Origin of the sequence: Cereibacter azotoformans (assembly GCF_021391315.1) — a bacterium.
In the GTDB taxonomy this organism is placed as follows: Bacteria; Pseudomonadota; Alphaproteobacteria; order Rhodobacterales; family Rhodobacteraceae; genus Cereibacter_A; species Cereibacter_A azotoformans.
Genome location: NZ_CP090021.1, coordinates 2,972,618 through 2,989,906 on the forward strand (window position 1 = coordinate 2,972,618; position 17,289 = coordinate 2,989,906).

13 protein-coding genes are annotated in these 17,289 nt (G+C 68.1%); 10 read left to right on the forward strand and 3 right to left on the reverse strand.

The genetic code is table 11. From position 1 onward, the window contains the following. Window position 1 precedes the first annotated feature (1 nt). The 9 genes from LV780_RS14885 to LV780_RS14925 all read left to right on the forward strand — a co-directional run bounded on the left by LV780_RS14885 (window position 2) and on the right by LV780_RS14925 (window position 8,924). A complete protein-coding gene (locus tag LV780_RS14885; RefSeq protein ID WP_108220845.1) occupies window positions 2-832 on the forward strand; it encodes a carbon-nitrogen hydrolase family protein in 831 nt (276 codons plus the stop codon). Continuing rightward, window positions 832-1,275, forward strand: a complete 444-nt coding sequence (locus tag LV780_RS14890; protein WP_011909578.1) for a MarR family winged helix-turn-helix transcriptional regulator — start codon at window positions 832-834, stop codon at window positions 1,273-1,275. The genes LV780_RS14885 and LV780_RS14890 overlap by 1 nt, the downstream gene beginning before the upstream one ends. Next, a complete protein-coding gene (locus LV780_RS14895; protein WP_108220844.1) occupies window positions 1,276-2,109 on the forward strand; it encodes an NAD-dependent epimerase/dehydratase family protein in 834 nt (277 codons plus the stop codon). Next, window positions 2,106-2,750 carry a sugar transferase gene (locus tag LV780_RS14900; RefSeq protein ID WP_101340030.1) on the forward strand — a complete coding sequence of 215 codons (645 nt, stop codon included), beginning with the start codon at window positions 2,106-2,108 and terminating at the stop codon, window positions 2,748-2,750. Before LV780_RS14895 ends, LV780_RS14900 begins: the two co-directional genes overlap by 4 nt. A 146-nt stretch (window positions 2,751-2,896) precedes the next feature. Next, window positions 2,897-4,783 carry a polysaccharide biosynthesis protein gene (locus LV780_RS14905; protein WP_011909575.1) on the forward strand — a complete coding sequence of 629 codons (1,887 nt, stop codon included), beginning with the start codon at window positions 2,897-2,899 and terminating at the stop codon, window positions 4,781-4,783. 87 nt (window positions 4,784-4,870) lie between these two features. Further along, window positions 4,871-7,039, forward strand: coding sequence for a YjbH domain-containing protein (locus LV780_RS14910; RefSeq protein ID WP_101340018.1), 2,169 nt, complete (start codon window positions 4,871-4,873; stop codon window positions 7,037-7,039). Next, window positions 7,018-7,695, forward strand: a complete 678-nt coding sequence (locus LV780_RS14915; RefSeq protein ID WP_101340019.1) for a YjbF family lipoprotein — start codon at window positions 7,018-7,020, stop codon at window positions 7,693-7,695. The genes LV780_RS14910 and LV780_RS14915 overlap by 22 nt, the downstream gene beginning before the upstream one ends. A gap of 84 nt (window positions 7,696-7,779) precedes the next feature. Further along, entirely contained in the window at window positions 7,780-8,013 is a 234-nt protein-coding gene (locus tag LV780_RS14920; RefSeq protein ID WP_011909572.1) for a hypothetical protein, read from the forward strand. Window positions 8,014-8,087: 74 nt separating this feature from the next. Further along, window positions 8,088-8,924 carry a YihY/virulence factor BrkB family protein gene (locus LV780_RS14925; RefSeq protein ID WP_108220843.1) on the forward strand — a complete coding sequence of 279 codons (837 nt, stop codon included), beginning with the start codon at window positions 8,088-8,090 and terminating at the stop codon, window positions 8,922-8,924. A 3-nt stretch (window positions 8,925-8,927) separates the two neighbouring features. Here the strand turns inward: LV780_RS14925 and LV780_RS14930 are convergent, their stop codons facing one another. The 3 genes from LV780_RS14930 to LV780_RS14940 all read right to left on the reverse strand — a co-directional run bounded on the left by LV780_RS14930 (window position 8,928) and on the right by LV780_RS14940 (window position 16,047). Beyond that, entirely contained in the window at window positions 8,928-12,758 is a 3,831-nt protein-coding gene (locus LV780_RS14930) for a translocation/assembly module TamB domain-containing protein (protein WP_108220842.1), read from the reverse strand. Then, window positions 12,758-14,581 carry an autotransporter assembly complex protein TamA gene (locus tag LV780_RS14935; protein WP_108220841.1) on the reverse strand — a complete coding sequence of 608 codons (1,824 nt, stop codon included), beginning with the start codon at window positions 14,579-14,581 and terminating at the stop codon, window positions 12,758-12,760. The genes LV780_RS14930 and LV780_RS14935 overlap by 1 nt, the downstream gene beginning before the upstream one ends. Before the next feature lie 188 nt (window positions 14,582-14,769). After that, the gene (locus LV780_RS14940; protein WP_108220840.1) at window positions 14,770-16,047 is read right to left on the reverse strand and encodes an ROK family transcriptional regulator; all 1,278 of its coding nucleotides are present in this window, start codon (window positions 16,045-16,047) and stop codon (window positions 14,770-14,772) included. A gap of 193 nt (window positions 16,048-16,240) precedes the next feature. Here LV780_RS14940 and xylF point away from each other — a divergent pair, with 193 nt between their 5' ends. After that, on the forward strand, window positions 16,241-17,266 hold the full coding sequence (gene xylF, locus LV780_RS14945; RefSeq protein WP_108220839.1) for a D-xylose ABC transporter substrate-binding protein: 1,026 nt from the start codon (window positions 16,241-16,243) through the stop codon (window positions 17,264-17,266). The last annotated feature ends 23 nt before the right edge of the window (window positions 17,267-17,289 follow it).

Consider the following 17,289-nt stretch of genomic DNA (forward strand, 5'->3'; position numbering starts at 1 on the left):
GATGCGCGCAGCCCTCGTCCAGCTCTCGGTGAGTGACGACCCGGAGGCCAATCTGCCGGTGACGCTTGGCCATGTCCGGGCGGCGGCCGAGGCGGGCGCGGAGCTCGTGCTGACGCCGGAATGCACCAACGCCCTGTCCTCCAGCCGCGAGCATCAGCGCCGGATCCTCCGCCATGAGGAAGAGGATGCGACCCTGGCCGCGCTCCGCGAGGCGGCGGCGGGCTCGGGCATCTGGCTGCTGGTGGGCTCGATCGGGCTGCGGACGCACGACGCGGACGGCCGCTTTGCCAACCGCAGCTTCCTGATCGCGCCCGATGGCCGCGTGGCGGCCCGCTACGACAAGATCCACATGTTCGACGTGAACGTGTCCGAGACCGAGGTCTATCGCGAGTCCGCAGCCTATCGGCCCGGAACGAAAGCCGTGCTTGCGCGGACCGATCTCGGCGCGATCGGCATGACCGTCTGCTACGACCTGCGCTTCCCGCACCTCTATCGGCGGCTGGCGCAGGCGGGGGCGCAGATCCTGACGGTTCCTGCGGCCTTCAATCACCTGACCGGCGCCGCCCACTGGGAGGTGCTGCTGCGCGCGCGCGCGATCGAGACCGGCTGCTTCGTGCTGGCGCCAGCGCAGACTGGCTTTCACGCAGAGGCCGGGGGCAAGGGGCGGCGCACCCATGGCCACAGTCTCGCCATCGCGCCCTGGGGCGAGATCCTTGCCGATGCGGGCACCGAACCGGGCGTGACACTGGTCGATCTCGATCTCTCGCAGGTCGAGCGGGCGCGCCATCGCGTGCCTTCGCTGGGCCATGACCGCCCGTTCGACGGCCCCTGATGGCGGAGCGGACCGAGGAACTGGCGGTGGCGCTGTTCGGCGAGCTGTTCATGGCCGACCAGCTTGCCCGGAACCGGCTGTCGAAGGTGCTGCCGAAGGGGATGGAGCTGTCGCATTTCGGCGTGCTGAACCATCTGGCGCGCGCCGCCGAAGAGCGGACGCCCGCGCAGCTTGCCCGCGCCTTCCATGTGACGCGCGGCGCCATGACCAACACTCTGGCCAAGCTGGAATGGGCGGGACATGTCCATATCCGGCCCGACTGGGACGATGCGCGGCGGAAGTTCGTCTCGATCAGCCCCTCGGGTCGCAGCGCCCGCGATGCGGCCGTGGCCGCCATTGCGCCGCTGATCGCCGAGGTGGTGGAGGCGTTGGGCGCCGAGCGGGTACGCGCGGTGCTGCCCGTGCTGCGCGAAATGCGGACACGGTTCGAGGAGGAGGACTGAGTGACCGCCCGTCTCCTCGTGCTGGGTTCGACCGGGCGGATCGGGTGCCTGCTGCGCCGCGCCTGGCAGGAGCCGCCCGAGGGGCTCAGCCCGGTCTGGCATGGCCGCGGCGCCTCGTCCGATCTCGCCTGGGACATGCTGTCGGAGGCATGGCCCGGCGGCCGCGCCGACATCGTGCTGACCTTGGCCGGCGTGACGAGCCGTGCCGGGCGGCTTGAGGACAATGGGGCGCTGGGCATGGCTGGCTGCCGTGCGGCCGAGGCCGCGGGCGCGCGCCATGTGTTCCTGCTGTCTTCGGGTGCCGTCTATGGCTCGGCCCGCAGCGAGGATCTGTCAGAAGAGGACGAGCCGCGCCCCGACACCCCCTACGGCGAGGCGAAGCTCACGATGGAGCGCGCGGCTCTGGAGTGGCGAGGACCGGGGCGGCCGGGGCTCACGATCCTGCGGCTGGGCAATGTGGCGGGGGCGGATGCGCTTCTGGGCCCTCGGCGCGCACCCGGCGAGATCATCGTGCTCGACCCCGTGCCGGGCGCGGGCGGGCCGGTGCGGACCTACATCGGCCCGGTGAGCCTTGCCGATGTGCTGGCGCGGCTTGCGCGGCTGGCGATCGGCGGTGCGCCGCTGCCTGAGGTGCTCAACCTCGGGGCCGCGCCGCCGGTGGACATGGCCGATCTCCTTGAGGCGGCGGGGCTGGCCTGGAGGTGGGATCCGCCGCGCGATGGCGTGATCCCGCGGGTCAGTCTCGCGCTTGGCCGGCTGGCGGCGCTGTGTCCGATGCCCGCCGATGCCGGCGCGCCCGCGCGCCTTGTGGCGGAGTGGAGGGCGCTGGCGTGACCCCCGCGAAGCGTCTGCTGGACCTGATCGTGGCGCTGGCGCTGGTGCTTGTGTTGGCGCTGCCCTTCGCGCTGTTGCTGCTGATCCTGCTTGTCGTCGAGGGCCGGCCGCTGTTTTACGTGGCCGAGCGCATGAGGGCGCCGAATGAGCCGTTCCAGCTCTGGAAGCTGCGCACGATGCGGGCGGCCGCGAGGAACGAAGGCGTTTCGGGCGGTGACAAGGCCAACCGGATCACGCGCACCGGCCGGTTCCTGCGACGCACGCGCCTCGACGAGATCCCGCAGCTCTGGAACGTTCTGCGCGGCGACATGAGCTTTGTCGGGCCAAGACCTCCGCTTCGACGCTATGTCGAAGATTACCGCGACCTCTATGCGCGCGTCCTGCGCAGCCGGCCGGGAATTACCGGGCTGGCCAGTCTTCATTTCCACAGGCACGAGGAATGGCTTCTCGCACAATGCCGAACGGCCGAGGAAACGGACCGCACCTACAGGGAGAGATGTATCCCCCGAAAGGCGAAGCTTGACCTCATCTATCAGCAGAGGCGCACCCTCTGTCTGGATCTGGCGCTCATGTACCAGACGGTTGCGCGCGTCATGGTGTTGCGCAATCGGCAACCTTTTGCAAAGGAACGCAGAGCATAGTGCCGCCACGCTTGTAGTGATTCCTGGCCTCGACTAGGCTTTCTTCATTCGATTTTCGGAGTTTTCTTGGGCATAGAACAATGTCGGTCACGGGGACGACGGACAGTCCGATACAACCGCGGCGACAAGAGGGCAGGGCACTCCAAGTGAAGAAACTCCTGTTCGGTCTGGTGGACCGACTGACCCGAGGTCAGAAGCGCGCCGCGATGCTTCTGTCGGATCTTCTGGTGGCGCCGCTCGCGCTGCTTCTGACCGGGATCTTCATCCGGGGTCAGGCCTCCGCATTCGAGTGGGTGCTCTTCCCGGCCTCCGTGCTGATCGCGGGCGGGATTTCCATGCTGCTCGGGATGCCGCGGATCAAGCTCAATGCCTATGAGTCGGTGGCGATCCTGAAGACCGCCGCTTTCGCCTCGATCCTGACCATGGCGCTGGCGCTGGTGGCCACGCTTTCGGGTGTGGATGTTCCTGCGGCGGCAGCCATCCTCCATGGCCTGCTGTTCTTCATCCTTGCCGTGGGCACCCGGATGGCGATGCTGCACGCCCTGCTCTGGGTGCTTCAGGTCGAGCAGAAGGGGTGCCGGGTCATCATCTATGGCGCGGGCAACACGGGCACGCAGCTTGCGGCCGCGCTCCGGTCGAGGGGGGCCATCCGTCCCATCGCCTTCGTCGATGACAACCGGACGCTTCACGGCATGATCATCGGCGGGCTCAAGGTCCATCCGGCCGAGCGGCTCGAGCGGCTGGTGCGCGAGCGCGACGTCACGCGTGTCCTCCTGGCGATGCCATCGGAGTCGCCTGCCCGCCTTGCGAAGATCGTCCAGCGGCTTCAGGCGGTGGGTCTCGACGTCCAGACGGTTCCGTCCTTCGCGCAACTCGTGGGCGAGGAGAAGCTTGTCGACAACCTCTCTCCCTTCACCTTCGGGCGGTTCCTGGGGCGTCAGCAGATCGAGGATGCGCTGCCGCAGGGCGCCGAAGCCTATGTCGGGCGCTCGGTCCTTGTCTCCGGCGCGGGTGGCTCGGTCGGGTCCGAACTGTGCCGTCAGCTTCTGCTGATCCGCCCCCGGTGCATCGTGCTGTTCGAGATCAGCGAGATCGCGCTCTACAACATCGACCGCGAACTGCGAGAGATGGCCGAGGGCACCGGAGTGGAGATCGTGCCCGTCCTCGGCTCGGTGACGGATTCGCGCCTCGCGCGCATGGTGATGCAGGATCACGGGATCGAGGTCGTCTTCCATGCGGCCGCCTACAAGCATGTTCCGCTGGTCGAGCACAATCCGATTGCCGGTCTGGCCAACAACGTGCTTGGCACCCGCACGCTCGCCGATGCGGCACATGAGGCCAGGGTGGCGCGCTTCATCCTGATCTCGACCGACAAGGCGGTGCGTCCCACCAATGTCATGGGCGCCTCCAAGCGTCTGGCCGAACTGGTGATCCAGGATCTGGCCAAGAGGTCGAAGGGCACGATCTTCTCGATGGTGCGTTTCGGGAACGTGCTCGGATCCTCGGGCTCCGTCATCCCGCTCTTCAAGGAGCAGATCGCGCGCGGCGGCCCCGTGACGCTGACCCACGAGGATGTCACCCGCTTCTTCATGACGATTTCCGAGGCGGCGCGTCTGGTGCTGCTGGCGGGATCCTTCGCCCATCAGGCTGAAAGCTGCGGGGGCGACGTCTTCGTGCTCGACATGGGCAAGCCGGTGCGCATCCGCGACCTGGCCGTGCAGATGATCGAGGCCGCGGGCAAGTCGGTTCGGGATGAGCGCCACCCGTTTGGCGATATCGAGATCGTGGTGACGGGCCTTCGTCCCGGCGAGAAGCTGCATGAGGAACTGCTCATCGGCGAGGGACTGCTCACGACGCCGCATTCCAAGATCCTCCGGGCGCAGGAGGACAGCCTCTCCGAACTCGAGATGGCGACGGCCCTTCGGGCGCTGCGAAGCGCAATGGCGACCGGCGATGCAGAGGCCGCGCGCCGGGTGATTCTCTCGTGGGTTGAGGGCTACAGACTCCCCGAGGTTGTGGCGGCAAAGCGATAGCTGGCAACGCTCTGCCGAGCCGATCGGCAAAGGCCATTGTTTGCGGGGGACGGGCTGCCTAGAGTGCGGTCAACGAACGAGGTGACCATGGCAATGCCTTCTACCGCGCGTCGGCGCGGTCTTCTCGCAGGCGTGTCCTGTGCCGCTCTTGCGGCGACGGCCCCCGCCCTGTCGGAGACGCGGCCGACGTTCAACCTGTATGGTTCGACCGGCCTGATCGACATGCCTTCGGGAGAAGCGCAGCCGGACGGGATCCTGAGCACCAGCGTCTCGAGCTTTGCGGGCATCACCCGGACGACCCTGACCTTCCAGATCACGCCCCGCCTCTCGGCAAGCTTCCGCTACGAAGGGATCGGCGACTGGAATGCCGCCATCCCCGAGGCGGACCGGGTGGGCGTCAACAAGTTCAGCACCTATTACGATCGCAGCTTCGACCTCCGTTTCCGGGCCTTCGACGAAGGCCGCTACATGCCCTCCGTCACGGTCGGCCTGCAGGATTTCGTGGGCACCGGCATCATCAGCGGCGAATATATCGCCGCGACGAAGCACGTCCTGCCGAACGTGAAGGTCACGGCCGGCGTGGGCTGGGGCCGTCTCGGCAGTTACGGCAGCTTCGGAGGCTTCGGCACCCGCCCCGATTTTCAGCCGACCGAGAGCGAAGGCGGCGAGGTGAATGCGGACCAGTGGTTCCGGGGCGATGCCGCGGGCTTCGCGGGGATCGAGTGGCAGCCTACCGACAAGCTGAGCCTGAAGGTCGAATATTCCTCGGACTCCTATGAGGAGGAGTCCGAGGACCGGCGCATCTTTGATCGCAAGAGCCCGTTCAACTTCGGCGCAGAATATGAGGTGTCGCAAGGCGTTCAGCTCGGTGCCTACTACATGTATGGCAGCGAGGTGGGCATCGGCCTGCATTTCGTGTTGAACCCGCGGGAACGTGTTTCCACGGGGCTTGTCGATGGCGCGCCGACGCCGATCCGCCCGCGGCCCGCGCGTGCGGCCGATCCGGATGCCTGGTCGGCCGAGTGGGTGACGCAGGCCGACGCCACGAGCCTCCTGCGAAACAACATGCAGAAGCAGCTCGACAACGACGGCCTGCTGATCGAGGCCTTCGGCACCGACGGCCGGACGGCCCAGATCCGCATCCAGAACGTCCGCTATGACGCCGAGTCGCAGGCGATCGGGCGGACCGCCCGCGCCATGGCCTACTCGCTGCCGGCCTCCGTCGAGACCTTCGAGATCGTGCCGGTCGTCAACGGGATGCCTCTCTCGAAGGTCACGCTGCGCCGATCCGATCTCGAACGGCTGGAGTTCGCGCCGGACGCCGCCACCCGGATCAGGCCCCGCGTCGCCGTGGGAGAGGCCGGCCCGCCGATCGAGGGCCTGGCCTTCGATCCCGAGCGGTATCCCAGGCTGAACTGGTCCTTCGGGCCCTATCTGCGCACAAGCCTGTTCGACCCCCAGGAGCCCATTCGCGCGGATGTGGGTCTTCGCCTTCGCGGTCAGTATGAGGTCGCGCCCGGCCTCATGCTGTCCGGCGTTCTGAGCCACAAGCTCGGCGGGAACCTCGACGGACAGAACCGCTCGGTGTCCGGGCTTCCGCGGGTTCGGACGGACAACTACCTCTACAGCCGCGAGGGCGAGACCACGCTCGACAGCCTGACGGCCAGTTGGTACGCGCGCCCGGCCGGGAATTTCTACAGCCGCGTGACGGTCGGCTATCTGGAACGCATGTACGGCGGTGGGTCGGCCGAGTTGCTCTGGAAGCCGGTTGACAGCCGTCTCGCGCTTGGCGCCGAGATCAACTATGCGAAAAAGCGCGAGTTCGAACAGGGGTTTGGTTTTCTGTCGGGCGACGAAGCCTATGACATCGTGACCGGCCACGCCTCGGCCTATTACGATCTCGGCAACCAGTTCGTCGGGCAACTTGACGTGGGCCGGTATCTCGCGGGGGACGTCGGCGCCACCCTGTCCATCGACCGGGAGTTCGAGAACGGCTGGAAGGTCGGGGCCTTCGCCACGCTCACGGATGCCTCGTCGGAAGAGTTTGGCGAAGGGTCGTTCGACAAGGGCATCCGGATCAACATTCCGCTGACGGCGCTGCTTGGGCAACCGACGCGGGAGAACTCGGCCTTCACTGTCCGCCCCGTAACGCGGGATGGGGGCGCGCGGGTCAGTGTCGACGGCAGGCTCTACGAGACCGTGCGGCATTACCATGCGCAGGAGCTTGACGACCAATGGGGGAGATTCTGGAAGTGACGCGGCACGCAACCCCCCTTGCCTTCGTCGTCGCCTGCGCGTTTCTCGCCTCCTGCGGGTCGCAGGGCGACGGTCGTGCCGCCTTCTTCAAGCAGGGACTGGCGGGCATCACCACGCGGCAAGACGGGCCGCCGAGCGGCCCGCAAAGCCTGACGCGCGCGAAAATCTCGCGGGTGACAACGCCGCTCATCGTTGCGGACGTCGAGAAAACCGGAGCCTGGGCCCTGATGGTGCCGTTCCAGATCAACGGTGACGTGGTGACATGGTCCTCCACCGATGATCGGACTGTTGCGCTGCGGGACGGCATCCTTGTCGCGACTCGCGGGCTTGGCCCGGATCTGATGTCGGCCGAAGTTCCCTCCGCTTCGCAGATTGCCTCTGGAAGTGGCAGCCATCGCCGGGTGAATTACCTGATCGACGGGCTCGATCAGACCGTGAAGCGCGAGTTCCGTTGCACGCTCGCAACGAATGGCACCAAAACCATTACAATCATCGAGCGAAACTATCCGACACGTCATGTGTTGGAGCATTGTGAGGGGGCTACGGGGCGGTTCACCAATGAATATTGGGTCGATGCTGCCGGCTCGATCCGGCAGAGCTTGCAGACATTCGACCGGATGCTCGGAAAGGTCAGAATCAGCCGGGCAATCGATTGACGTAAACCCGATGTTCGGACTTTTCTGGTAGTTGCCCCTATGGTATCAGTTAATCAAGCGGCCATCATACTTGGAGAAACGCAAATGAAGAAACTCACTGCTCTCGTGGCGTCTGCTGCGCTCGTCTCGTCCACCATGGCGGCCTTTGCTGGCGGCCCGGTGGTCGTGGTTGACGAAGCCGAACCGGTTGCCGTCGTCGCGGCCGAAGAAACCGGCAGCCTGGGCGGCGTGCTCCTCCCGGTGCTCGGCGCTGCGGCGATCATCGCGCTGATCGCTTCGGACGACAACGACAGCTCGCCGACCACGCTCGAAGACTGATCTTCGGTCCAGAGGAAAGAGAACCGAAGGCCCGCGACGTTCGCGGGCCTTCTTCATTCCCCGACAGGTGACGTGTGGGCGCCGAAGGCTTCTGGCATGCGCGGTGGCGGCTGCTGGTGCGGCTCTATGATCGGGTCGACTCGGCCGATCTCAACCTTGCGGCGGCCGGGATCGCCTTCTACGGCTTCCTCGCCATATTTCCCGCGGTTGCGGCGCTCATCGCCATCTGGGGCTGGGCTTCGGATCCGAGCGTGATCCGCGCGCAGATCGACCTTGCGGCCGATTTCCTTCCCGAACAGGCCTACGCCCTCTTCCGGGGGCAGGTGGAGGCGCTGTTGGCGGCCAACAGCCGGCATCTCGGATGGGCAAGCCTCTTTACCACGGGGGCGGCCATCTGGTCGGCGCGCGCGGGCGTGGCCGCCCTCATCCGCGGACTGAACGCCACCCACCGGCTTCCGAACCGGATGGGGCCCTGGCATATCGTGCGGGCGATCGTGCTGACCCTGACGCTGGTCGGGGTCGGGCTGGTCGCCATGCTGCTCTCGGTCGTCGCGCCGCTGGTGCTGAACGTCATCCCGCTCGGCGATTTCAACCAGAGGGTTCTCGAGCTTGCCAACGTCGCCGTCGGGATGCTCGTCGTCATCTTCGGGGTGGCGCTGGTGTACCGCCTCGGACCGAACCGGCCCAAGGGCAGCCCGAGACCCGTGGTGACCTGGGGTCTTCTGACCGCCGTCACCCTCTGGGCGCTGGCCTCGCGGGCGCTCGTTTTCTACCTCGCCAACTTTGCGAACTACAACGAGGTCTATGGCTCGATCGGGGCCGTGGTCGCGCTGCTCGTGTGGCTTTATCTCAGCGCCTTCGCGGTCCTGCTCGGCGCGGCGGTGGATGCCGTCCGCGCCGCGCCGCACTGATCCTCAGTAGTCCCGCTCGATGAAGATGCCGAGCGAGGTGTCGCCCTCCGTTCCGACGCTGCCGCGCAGCTTGATGCTCGAGGTGATGTCGAGATTGAGGTTGATCTGGCTCTGGCCCTGCTGGTCCACCTCGACCTGCGTATAGACATTCTCCGAGATATACTTCCCCGCGCGGACCGAGGTGCCGCCATCGGCATCCGTCGCCACGTCGAGATCATCAAGGCCGAAGCCCTGACGCAGCCGGCCGATCACCCCTTCGCCGCCGCGCCCGGCGAGCGTGGCCACGGCGCTTGCAAGCTGCGCCGCCTGTAGCGGGCTGATCGTGTCGAGCCCCCGGCCGAAGAGCAGGCGCGAGATGACCTCTTCCTCTGGCAGTTCGGGCGATGAGGTGAAGCTCACCTCCGGCTCATCGGCGCGCCCTTCGATCACGACCGAGGTCGTGATCCCGTCGTTCTGGCTTGACGCCACGACGCGGATGAAGGGCACGAAATCTCCCTCCAGCAGCAGCTGCGCCTCGCTGAGCACAAGCCGTTTTCCCAGGATGTCGAGCCGCCCGCGGATCAGGTTGAAGGCGCCGCTCGGCACGACATTGTCGGTCGTGCCCGCCAGCAGGACTTCACCCCCGAGTTCGGCATCGAGGCCGCGACCGCGGATGAAGATCCGATCGGGCGAGCTGATGAGAAGGTTCAGCCCGAACGGCACCGCCGAGCGACCGCCCGCGGCCCCGCGGCCGCTGTCGATCAGGCCCGCTCTGGCGCGGGTTGTCCGCACGGCGGCCGGCTCGTTGCGGTGCTGCAGATTGGGCAGACCGTTCGCGCCGCCAAACCCGGTCGAGGGGATGCGCAGCTCGGTCTCTTCGAGGTCGATGCGCCCGGCGATCTGGGCGCCTCCGGCGAGCGGCCCGCGGATCGTGACCCTGCCGCTGGCGGTGGTCTCGTACAGCTCGGGATCGCGCAGGACCGCGCGCGAGATGTTGATGGCGAGGTCCGAGGTGAAGGGCGCCTCCAGCCCGATCGCTCCCGACACGGCCAGCCGACCCCCCGCCGCCGGGCTGCCCTGAAGATCGACCGTCGCCCTCCCGTTCGAGAGGTCGGCGGTGGCCTGCAATCCTTCGATGATCAACCCCAGATCGGTATCGGCGAAGCGCCCCCCCGCGAGCGACACGCGGCCCGAAACCGAGGACAGCGCGGGCTGCCCATTCACCCGAAGGTCAAAGCGGATGGGACCGGCCACGTTCCGGGGCTCGATGAACGGATTGGCAAGCGCCGCTTCGGCGCTGCCGGTGATGGCCAGATCGAGGGCCGAGCCGTCCTCGGCGGCGGTGCCCTGGGCCCGCAGGTTGATCTGGCCGGGGCCCTGGGCGCGCATGTCGATCTGGTAGCCGCCACCCGTGCTCCGGGCGGTGCCCGTCACCGTGAGCGGCCCGGGAAATTGCGGCACCAGAAGCGCGAGGTTCGACAGCCGCGCGTCGAGCGTGAGCGTCCGGTCGTCTCCGGCGGCCGAGCCTTGCGCCTCGACGGTGAGTTGCGGGTTGCGGAGGTCGGCCCGGTCCACGCGGATCGCGCCATCCACCAGCCGCACCTGCGCCGCCAGGGTGCTTTGGCCGCGCAGAAGGGTGTCGGCCGTCGGCTGGCCCACGCGCAGGTTCGTCCCCCGAGCGTCGGCCGTGATCGTGGCATTCTCCGGCGTGCCGCTGAAGCGTGCCGTGGCTGCCAACGCGCCTCCATAGCCCGGCCCGAGCACCGAAAGGTCGCTGAAGTCGAGTTCGGCGGTCACATCGCTGCCTTCGGTGGCCAGTCGGCCCGCCGCCGACAGATCCAGCGTCCGGGCGTTCACCGATGCACGGTCGAGAACGAGAGTGCCCTCCTCGAGCCGCCCCGCCACGTTGATCCGAGACGTGCCCAGCAGGAGCGCGTCCACCTGAGGCTGGCCCACGCGCAGATCCTGACCCGTCGCGGTGGCCGCGATCTCGCCGGCCTCAGGCGTGCCGGTGAAGCGCGCCTCAGCCTCCATCCGCCCGCCGTAAGCCGGACCCAGAACGCCGAGATCCGCGAAGGCCAGATTTGCCGAGATGTCGCTTCCGGCGGTGGCCAGCGTGCCCGAGGCCGTGGCGGTTAGGCTCTGCGCCTCGATGCGCAGTTCGCGCAGGCGCGTGCCCTCGATGTCGCGCAGAAGCGAGACCTGCACTTGCGACGTGCCGCGCAGAAGGTTGTCCAGCTCCGCCTGACCCATGGCCAGATCCGTCCCCGTGACGGCGGCTTCGGCGTCGATGACGCCGGTCAGCGCGGCGTAGCTTCCCGAGGCCGAGCCCGTTCCCCGCCCTTCCAGCGGCCGCCCGGCAAGGCCCGAGAAGCGAGAGAGATCCTCGAAGCGGAGTTCCGCCTCGCCCGACACGGCAAGGCCGCTCGTCAGCCCCGCCAGCGTCAGATCGGCCAGAAGGCCGAAGTCGTCGCCGTCGAGCGTCACCCGCGGCAGCCTGAGGCCGTCGGCGCCCTCGGTCCAGCTGAAGTCGGCCGCTCCGGCGATGCGCGGGCCGAGCGCCGCCGCGAAGTCGGGATCGGCGGGCTGCAACTGGTCGGCGGCGTAGTCGAAGCTGCCCGAAACCGTCGCCGTGCCGCCCTCGACGCGGGCGATCCGGCCCGAACCGTCAAGCGCGAAGCTCGCGGCCGAGAAGTCGGTCCGGTCCAGACCGGCCACCCGCAGCCGGGCGGTCCATGCCTCGCCCTGCGCCGCATCGAAAGACACGTTCAGGTCCGCGCGATCCACCCGCGTTTCAGGTCCCGAGAGGGGCAGCAGCACGGGCGCCCCATCGGCCGAAGCGATCTGTCCGGCGAGTGCGATCCGCTCGGGCAGACCATCCGCCGCGAGCACGAGATTTCCCTCAAGCCGCAGCGCCTGCGTCGCGAGGTTGAGGCGGCTGAGGTCCAGCCGCCCGTCGGAGGCCCGCGTTCCGGCCACATCGAGTTGCACATCCGGTCCGAAGAACTCGGCATAGTCGGGCAGGAACAGCGGCGCGACATTGCCACCCAGCACGGCCGCGAACTGGCGCCCCTGTGCCGCGTCCCCCTGAAGCGTCACGCGCCCCGCAAGCCGCTCTTCGCCGTTGGTCACGAGTCGGATGTCGGCCGTGTAATCGGACAGCGGGCCTGTTCCCTGCACCGTCATCTCAAGCGGAGGATTGCCCGGCAGGTCCAGAAGGGTTGCCGCAATGCCGTTTGCCGCCTCGGCCAGGGTCAGATCCAGCGCCAGCTGGCGGCTGGTGTTCGAGAAACTCGTGGTCATCCGCAGCTCGCCCTGCGGCCCGTCGGTGCGCCGCGCCAGAAGCTGCGCCTGCCCCGAGCCGCCCGCGAGCGAACCGGACGCTTCCAGCGTCGCCTCGACGGCGGTGCCCAGCACGGGCGCACCCAGAACGAGCCGGTTGGCCGCGATCCGCCCGATCTCGACCGCAACCGGCAGATCGGGCAGCGCGAAGTCGCGCGCCTCGGGCGAGGGCACGTCGATGCCATCGTCGGCCACCGGCAGCCGCTCGAGCAGGATCTCGGCGGCCGACAGCTCCGACACGGACAGCCGCCCCGTGAGCAGCGCCGAGCGGCTCCAGTCGAGCACCACCCGGTTCAGCGTGAGCCACACGCCCTCATCGTCGGCGATGGTGAGCCGCTCGACGGTCGCGCGCGACGAGAGCGCGCCGCGAAAGCCCTCGATCCTCACCTCGCGGCCGGCGGACGAGAGATTGTCCTCGATCAGCGCCTGAAGGAATCCGCGGTCCTCTTCCGCCGACTGGGCGAAGGCCGCAACGGGCAGGAGAAGCCAGAGGAGGACGAGGAGGATCCGCATCAGAAGGCCTGCCCTATGCCGATGTAGATCTGCACGCCGTCGCCCGTGTCGCCGCCCACCGGGCCTGCGACATCCACCCGGATGGGGCCGAAGCCGGTGGCGTAGCGCACACCGAGGCCCGCGCCCGCGTGCCATTCATCCCGGTCCGAGTCGATGCTGTCGGCCGTCACATAGCCTGCGTCGGCAAAGGCCACGACGCCGATGTTCCGGGTGATCGGCGCCCTGAATTCGGCCGACAGCGCGGCAAAGCGCGTGCCGCCGATCTTGTAATCGGGATCGCTCGCGTCGGGCCGCACGCCGAGCGACTGATAGGGCTGGCCCCGGACCGTGCCGCCGCCGCCCGAGTAGAAGAGATATTCGCGCGGGATCTCGATCAGTTCGGGGCCGAAGACGGCGCCCGCCTGAAGACGGCCGGCAAGGACGAAGGGCCGATCCTCGTCGCCGAAGCCGAAGAAGGCGCGTCCGTCGAGCGTGAGTTGCCCGCCCGATCCGGTCTCGCCGAAGCCCTGGAAGGGCGTGGCGCCGGCGGCCAGATAGAAGCCCTCGGTCGTGTCAAGGTCGTTGTCGCGCCTGTTCCAGATCAGCGTCCCCGGCAGCGAGACATATTCATAGACGTATTGGCCGAAATCGTCCTCGACGTCCGAATAGGCGTAGGAGACGCCGATGCTGCCCGTGAGCTGTCGGCTGAACAGCCGCGTGAGCGAGGTGTTCAGCGTGATCGTGTCGGCGAGGAAATCCTCCTCGTCCAGACGCTCCACCTGCACGCCGAAGCCGAGGGTCGTGTCGGCCGTCGGCGTCGCGGGCCGATCGAGCGTCACCCCGAGGCGGTAGTCCACGCCGCTGTTCGCCGCGCCGAGGTTGTCCACCTCGCCCGTCACCGTCAGCCGCTCGCCCCCGCCGAGCAGGTTCCGGTGCATCCACTGGCCGGTCACGGTGGCGCCCTCGAGGCTCGAGACCTCGACGCCGAAGCTGTAGCGCCTCGGCAGTTCCTCGACCACGGTCGCGGTGATGCCGAGCAGATCGGGCGGCGTCACCGCCTCGTCCTCGGTGAGTGAGACCGAGCGGAAGACGCCCGTCCGGCGCAGGCGGTCGGCGCTGTCCTGCAACTCCTCGGGGTCATAGACCTCGCCCGTGGGCAGGTTCGCGATCTTGTGGATGCGGCGCTCGCTCATCCGCTGGGCGCCGACAATGCGCATCTCGCCGAAGCGGAGCCGCGGCCCGGGGGCCATGCGGACATCGGCGTCGAGGATCTGCCGGGCGTGGTCGGCCACGACCGTTTCGGATCCGACATCGACCTTGGCGAAGCCGGCCGACCGCCATCCATCGGCCGCGGCCCTCGCCGAATCCTGAACCAGCGTGCTTCGGGCCCGCTCGCCGGTGCGGAAATCGTCGGGCAGCTCGGTCTCGGGCGCCAGCGGCGCGACCCGGGCCAGCCCGAAGCGGAAGGGTGGACCCACCTGGACCTGGACGATGATCGTGCGGATGGTCTCGGGCGCATCGAGCGGCGGGATCTGAGCGGCCTCGCGTCCGTCCACGAGCACGTTGACCACCGGCGAGTAATAGCCAAGTCCATAGAGAGCCGTCACGAGGCGTCCGTACTCGGCGCGGGCGGCGCTCAGCAGGTCCTGCGCGTCGCCCCCCTCGACATCGCGGGCCGCGATGAGGGCCGAGGCGCCCTTGATCGTGCGCTCGACCTCGTCATTGCCGCCGGCGACGCGGAATTCGAGCCGGTCCAGCGTCTGGGCCGAAGGCGCCGCGGATGTGAAGGCGAGGCCGACAATCCCGGCAAGGAGGCCGAGCGACCGGATGCAAGAGACGGACACGCAACCTCCCCCGAAACAGATGTCTGCCGAAACTATTGCAGGTAGAATCTGCTGCGACAACCGGCAGACCCCGTTCTGCCCCCGGACAGCGGGGCGTCGTCAGGACACAATGGCGCATTTCCGCCGGAAGTTCCGGGGTTTCACCGCCTTCCATGCGATTCTTCATGTGGCCGAACGGCCACGTCCAACTATTGCGCGGCCACGTCGCGCACAGGCGCAACGAGCCGCTCTCCCAGCGCGGACAGGGCGAGGGCGGCCGCTCCGTGTGCCCAGAGCATCTCGCCCCAGGCGTGGATCTCGATCTCGGGCAGGGGGCGGCCGGTCGCGAGCACGAGGGCGTTCATCTCGGCCAGCGTGTCTTCGGCGTAGAGATAGTCGAAGCGCAGCCGGGCACCGGCGAGGATGATGAGCGGCGGATCGACGAGATTCACGATATTGGCCAGCCCGACCGCGAGGTAGCGCCCCGCTCGTCGGAAGATCGAGCGCGCCGCCTGGTTGCCCGCCTTGGCATGGTCGTGCAGACTCTCGAGCAGGATCGCCATCGACTGGCTTTCGCGATGCGTCCAGTTGAGGGCGGTCGTCGCCTCGCGCGCGAGGGCATAGTCGGCCACATAGGCTTCGAGGCAGCCGCGTTGCCCGCAGCGGCAGAGCGCGCCGTCGAGCTGCACCTTGGTGTGGCCAAGCTCCATCCCGATGCCGCGGGCGCCGCGGAAGATCCGGTGGTTGGTGACCATCCCCATCCCGAGCCCGTGCTCGATGGTGACGACCACGAAATCCGACAGCCGACGCCCGGCCCCGAACCACAGTTCGGCCATCGCGCAGAGGTTCGCGTCATTGTCCACCTGCACCGGCAGGCCCAGCCGCTCGGTCGCAAGCCGCCCCAGCGGCACGTCCCGCTCGGCCAGGATCGAGGACCAGAGCACCCGCCCGCCGGTGCTGTCCACATAGCCGGGCAGACCGATGCCCACCGCCGCAAGCTCCTGCCGCGCAAGGCCCGCCTTGGCCGTCACCCGGTCGAGCAGCGTCTCGAGCACCGCGAGAAGCGCGGCCGGCGCCAGGGCCACGGGGCGGCGTTCCTCGTGATGTTCGGCGAGCAGCCGGCCGGCGAAGTCCATCACCACGGCCGACAGGTCGCGATCCGAGATCTTGAGGCCGACCACGCGATGCGCCGCCCCCCGCACCCCCAGCGCGACGACCGGCCGGCCCCGGCCGCTTTCTCCGCCGCGGCGGGTGGCCACCTCCTCGACCAGCCCGGCCTCGATCAGTTCCGAGACGATGGTCGTGACCGAGGCCGGGCTGACGCCGAGATCGCGCGCCACCTGCACCCGGGCGGTCAGACCCGCGGCCCGCACCCGCTCGAACACCTGCTGGCGCAGCGAGCGCGAGGTTTCGGCGAGCGGCGGAATCAGGGGCCCGCAGCCAGTGGTCGGCTCGGGCGCGGCGCGCTTGCGGATCTGCCGAGACATTTGTTTCCCGTCCAAAATAATGATGCTGCAGATCCTGTGCCGACTGCCTTCAACTTGTTGATGTCCGGCCTTGGGGCGCATCTGAGCTGCGCACATCCAGATTGGGGGGTCAAGTTTACTTTGACAACTGAAATTATTCCGGCCAATCCTGTCCTGTGGCGGCGATTCCGCCGCACCAAGGGAGGTCTAGAAAATGCGAACTGCCCTATTGGCCGCCGTGGTCGCCACGGCTGGCTTTTCTTCTGCCGCGCTGGCCCAGAACCTGACCGTCGGAGTAAGCTGGTCGAACTTTCAGGAAGAACGGTGGAAGACCGATGAGGCCGCGATCCGGCAGGCCCTCGACGCCGCCGGTGCAACCTATGTCTCGGCCGATGCGCAGTCCTCCTCGGCCAAGCAGCTCTCGGATGTCGAGGCGCTGATCTCGCAGGGGGTCGATGCCCTGATCATCCTCGCGCAGGACGCCGATGCCATCGGGCCCGCGGTGCAGGCCGCCGCCGACGAGGGCATCCCGGTCGTGGCCTACGACCGGCTGATCGAGGACAACCGCGCCTTCTACCTGACCTTCGACAACGTCGAGGTGGGCCGGATGCAGGCCCGGGCCGTGTTCGAGCAGGCGCCGAAGGGCAATTACGTCATGATCAAGGGCAACGCCGCCGATCCCAACGCCGATTTCCTGCGCGGCGGCCAGCAGGAGGTCCTGCAGCAGGCCATCGACGCCGGCGACATCACCATCGTGGGCGAGGCCTACACCGACAGCTGGCTGCCCGCCAACGCACAGCGGAACATGGAGCAGATCCTGACCGCGAACGACAATGCCGTGGATGCGGTCGTGGCCTCGAACGACGGCACCGCGGGCGGCGCCATCGCTGCGCTGACGGCGCAGGGGATGCAGGGCATCCCGGTCTCGGGGCAGGATGGCGACCATGCCGCGCTGAACCGCATCGCGCAGGGCACGCAGACCGTCTCGGTCTGGAAGGACTCGCGCGAACTCGGCAAGGCCGCGGCCGAAATCGCCCTCGCGATGGCTGGCGGAGCGGCGATGGAAGAGGTCGAGGGCGCGCAGAAATGGACCTCGCCGAAGGGCACCGAGATGAACGCGGTGTTCCTCGAGCCGATTGCGATCACCAGAGACAACCTGTCCGTCGTGGTGGATGCCGGCTGGATCGGCCTGGACGCGCTCTGTCAGGGCGTGTCGAACGGGCCGGCGCCCTGCAACTGATCCGCCTCTGATCGGGCGCCCCG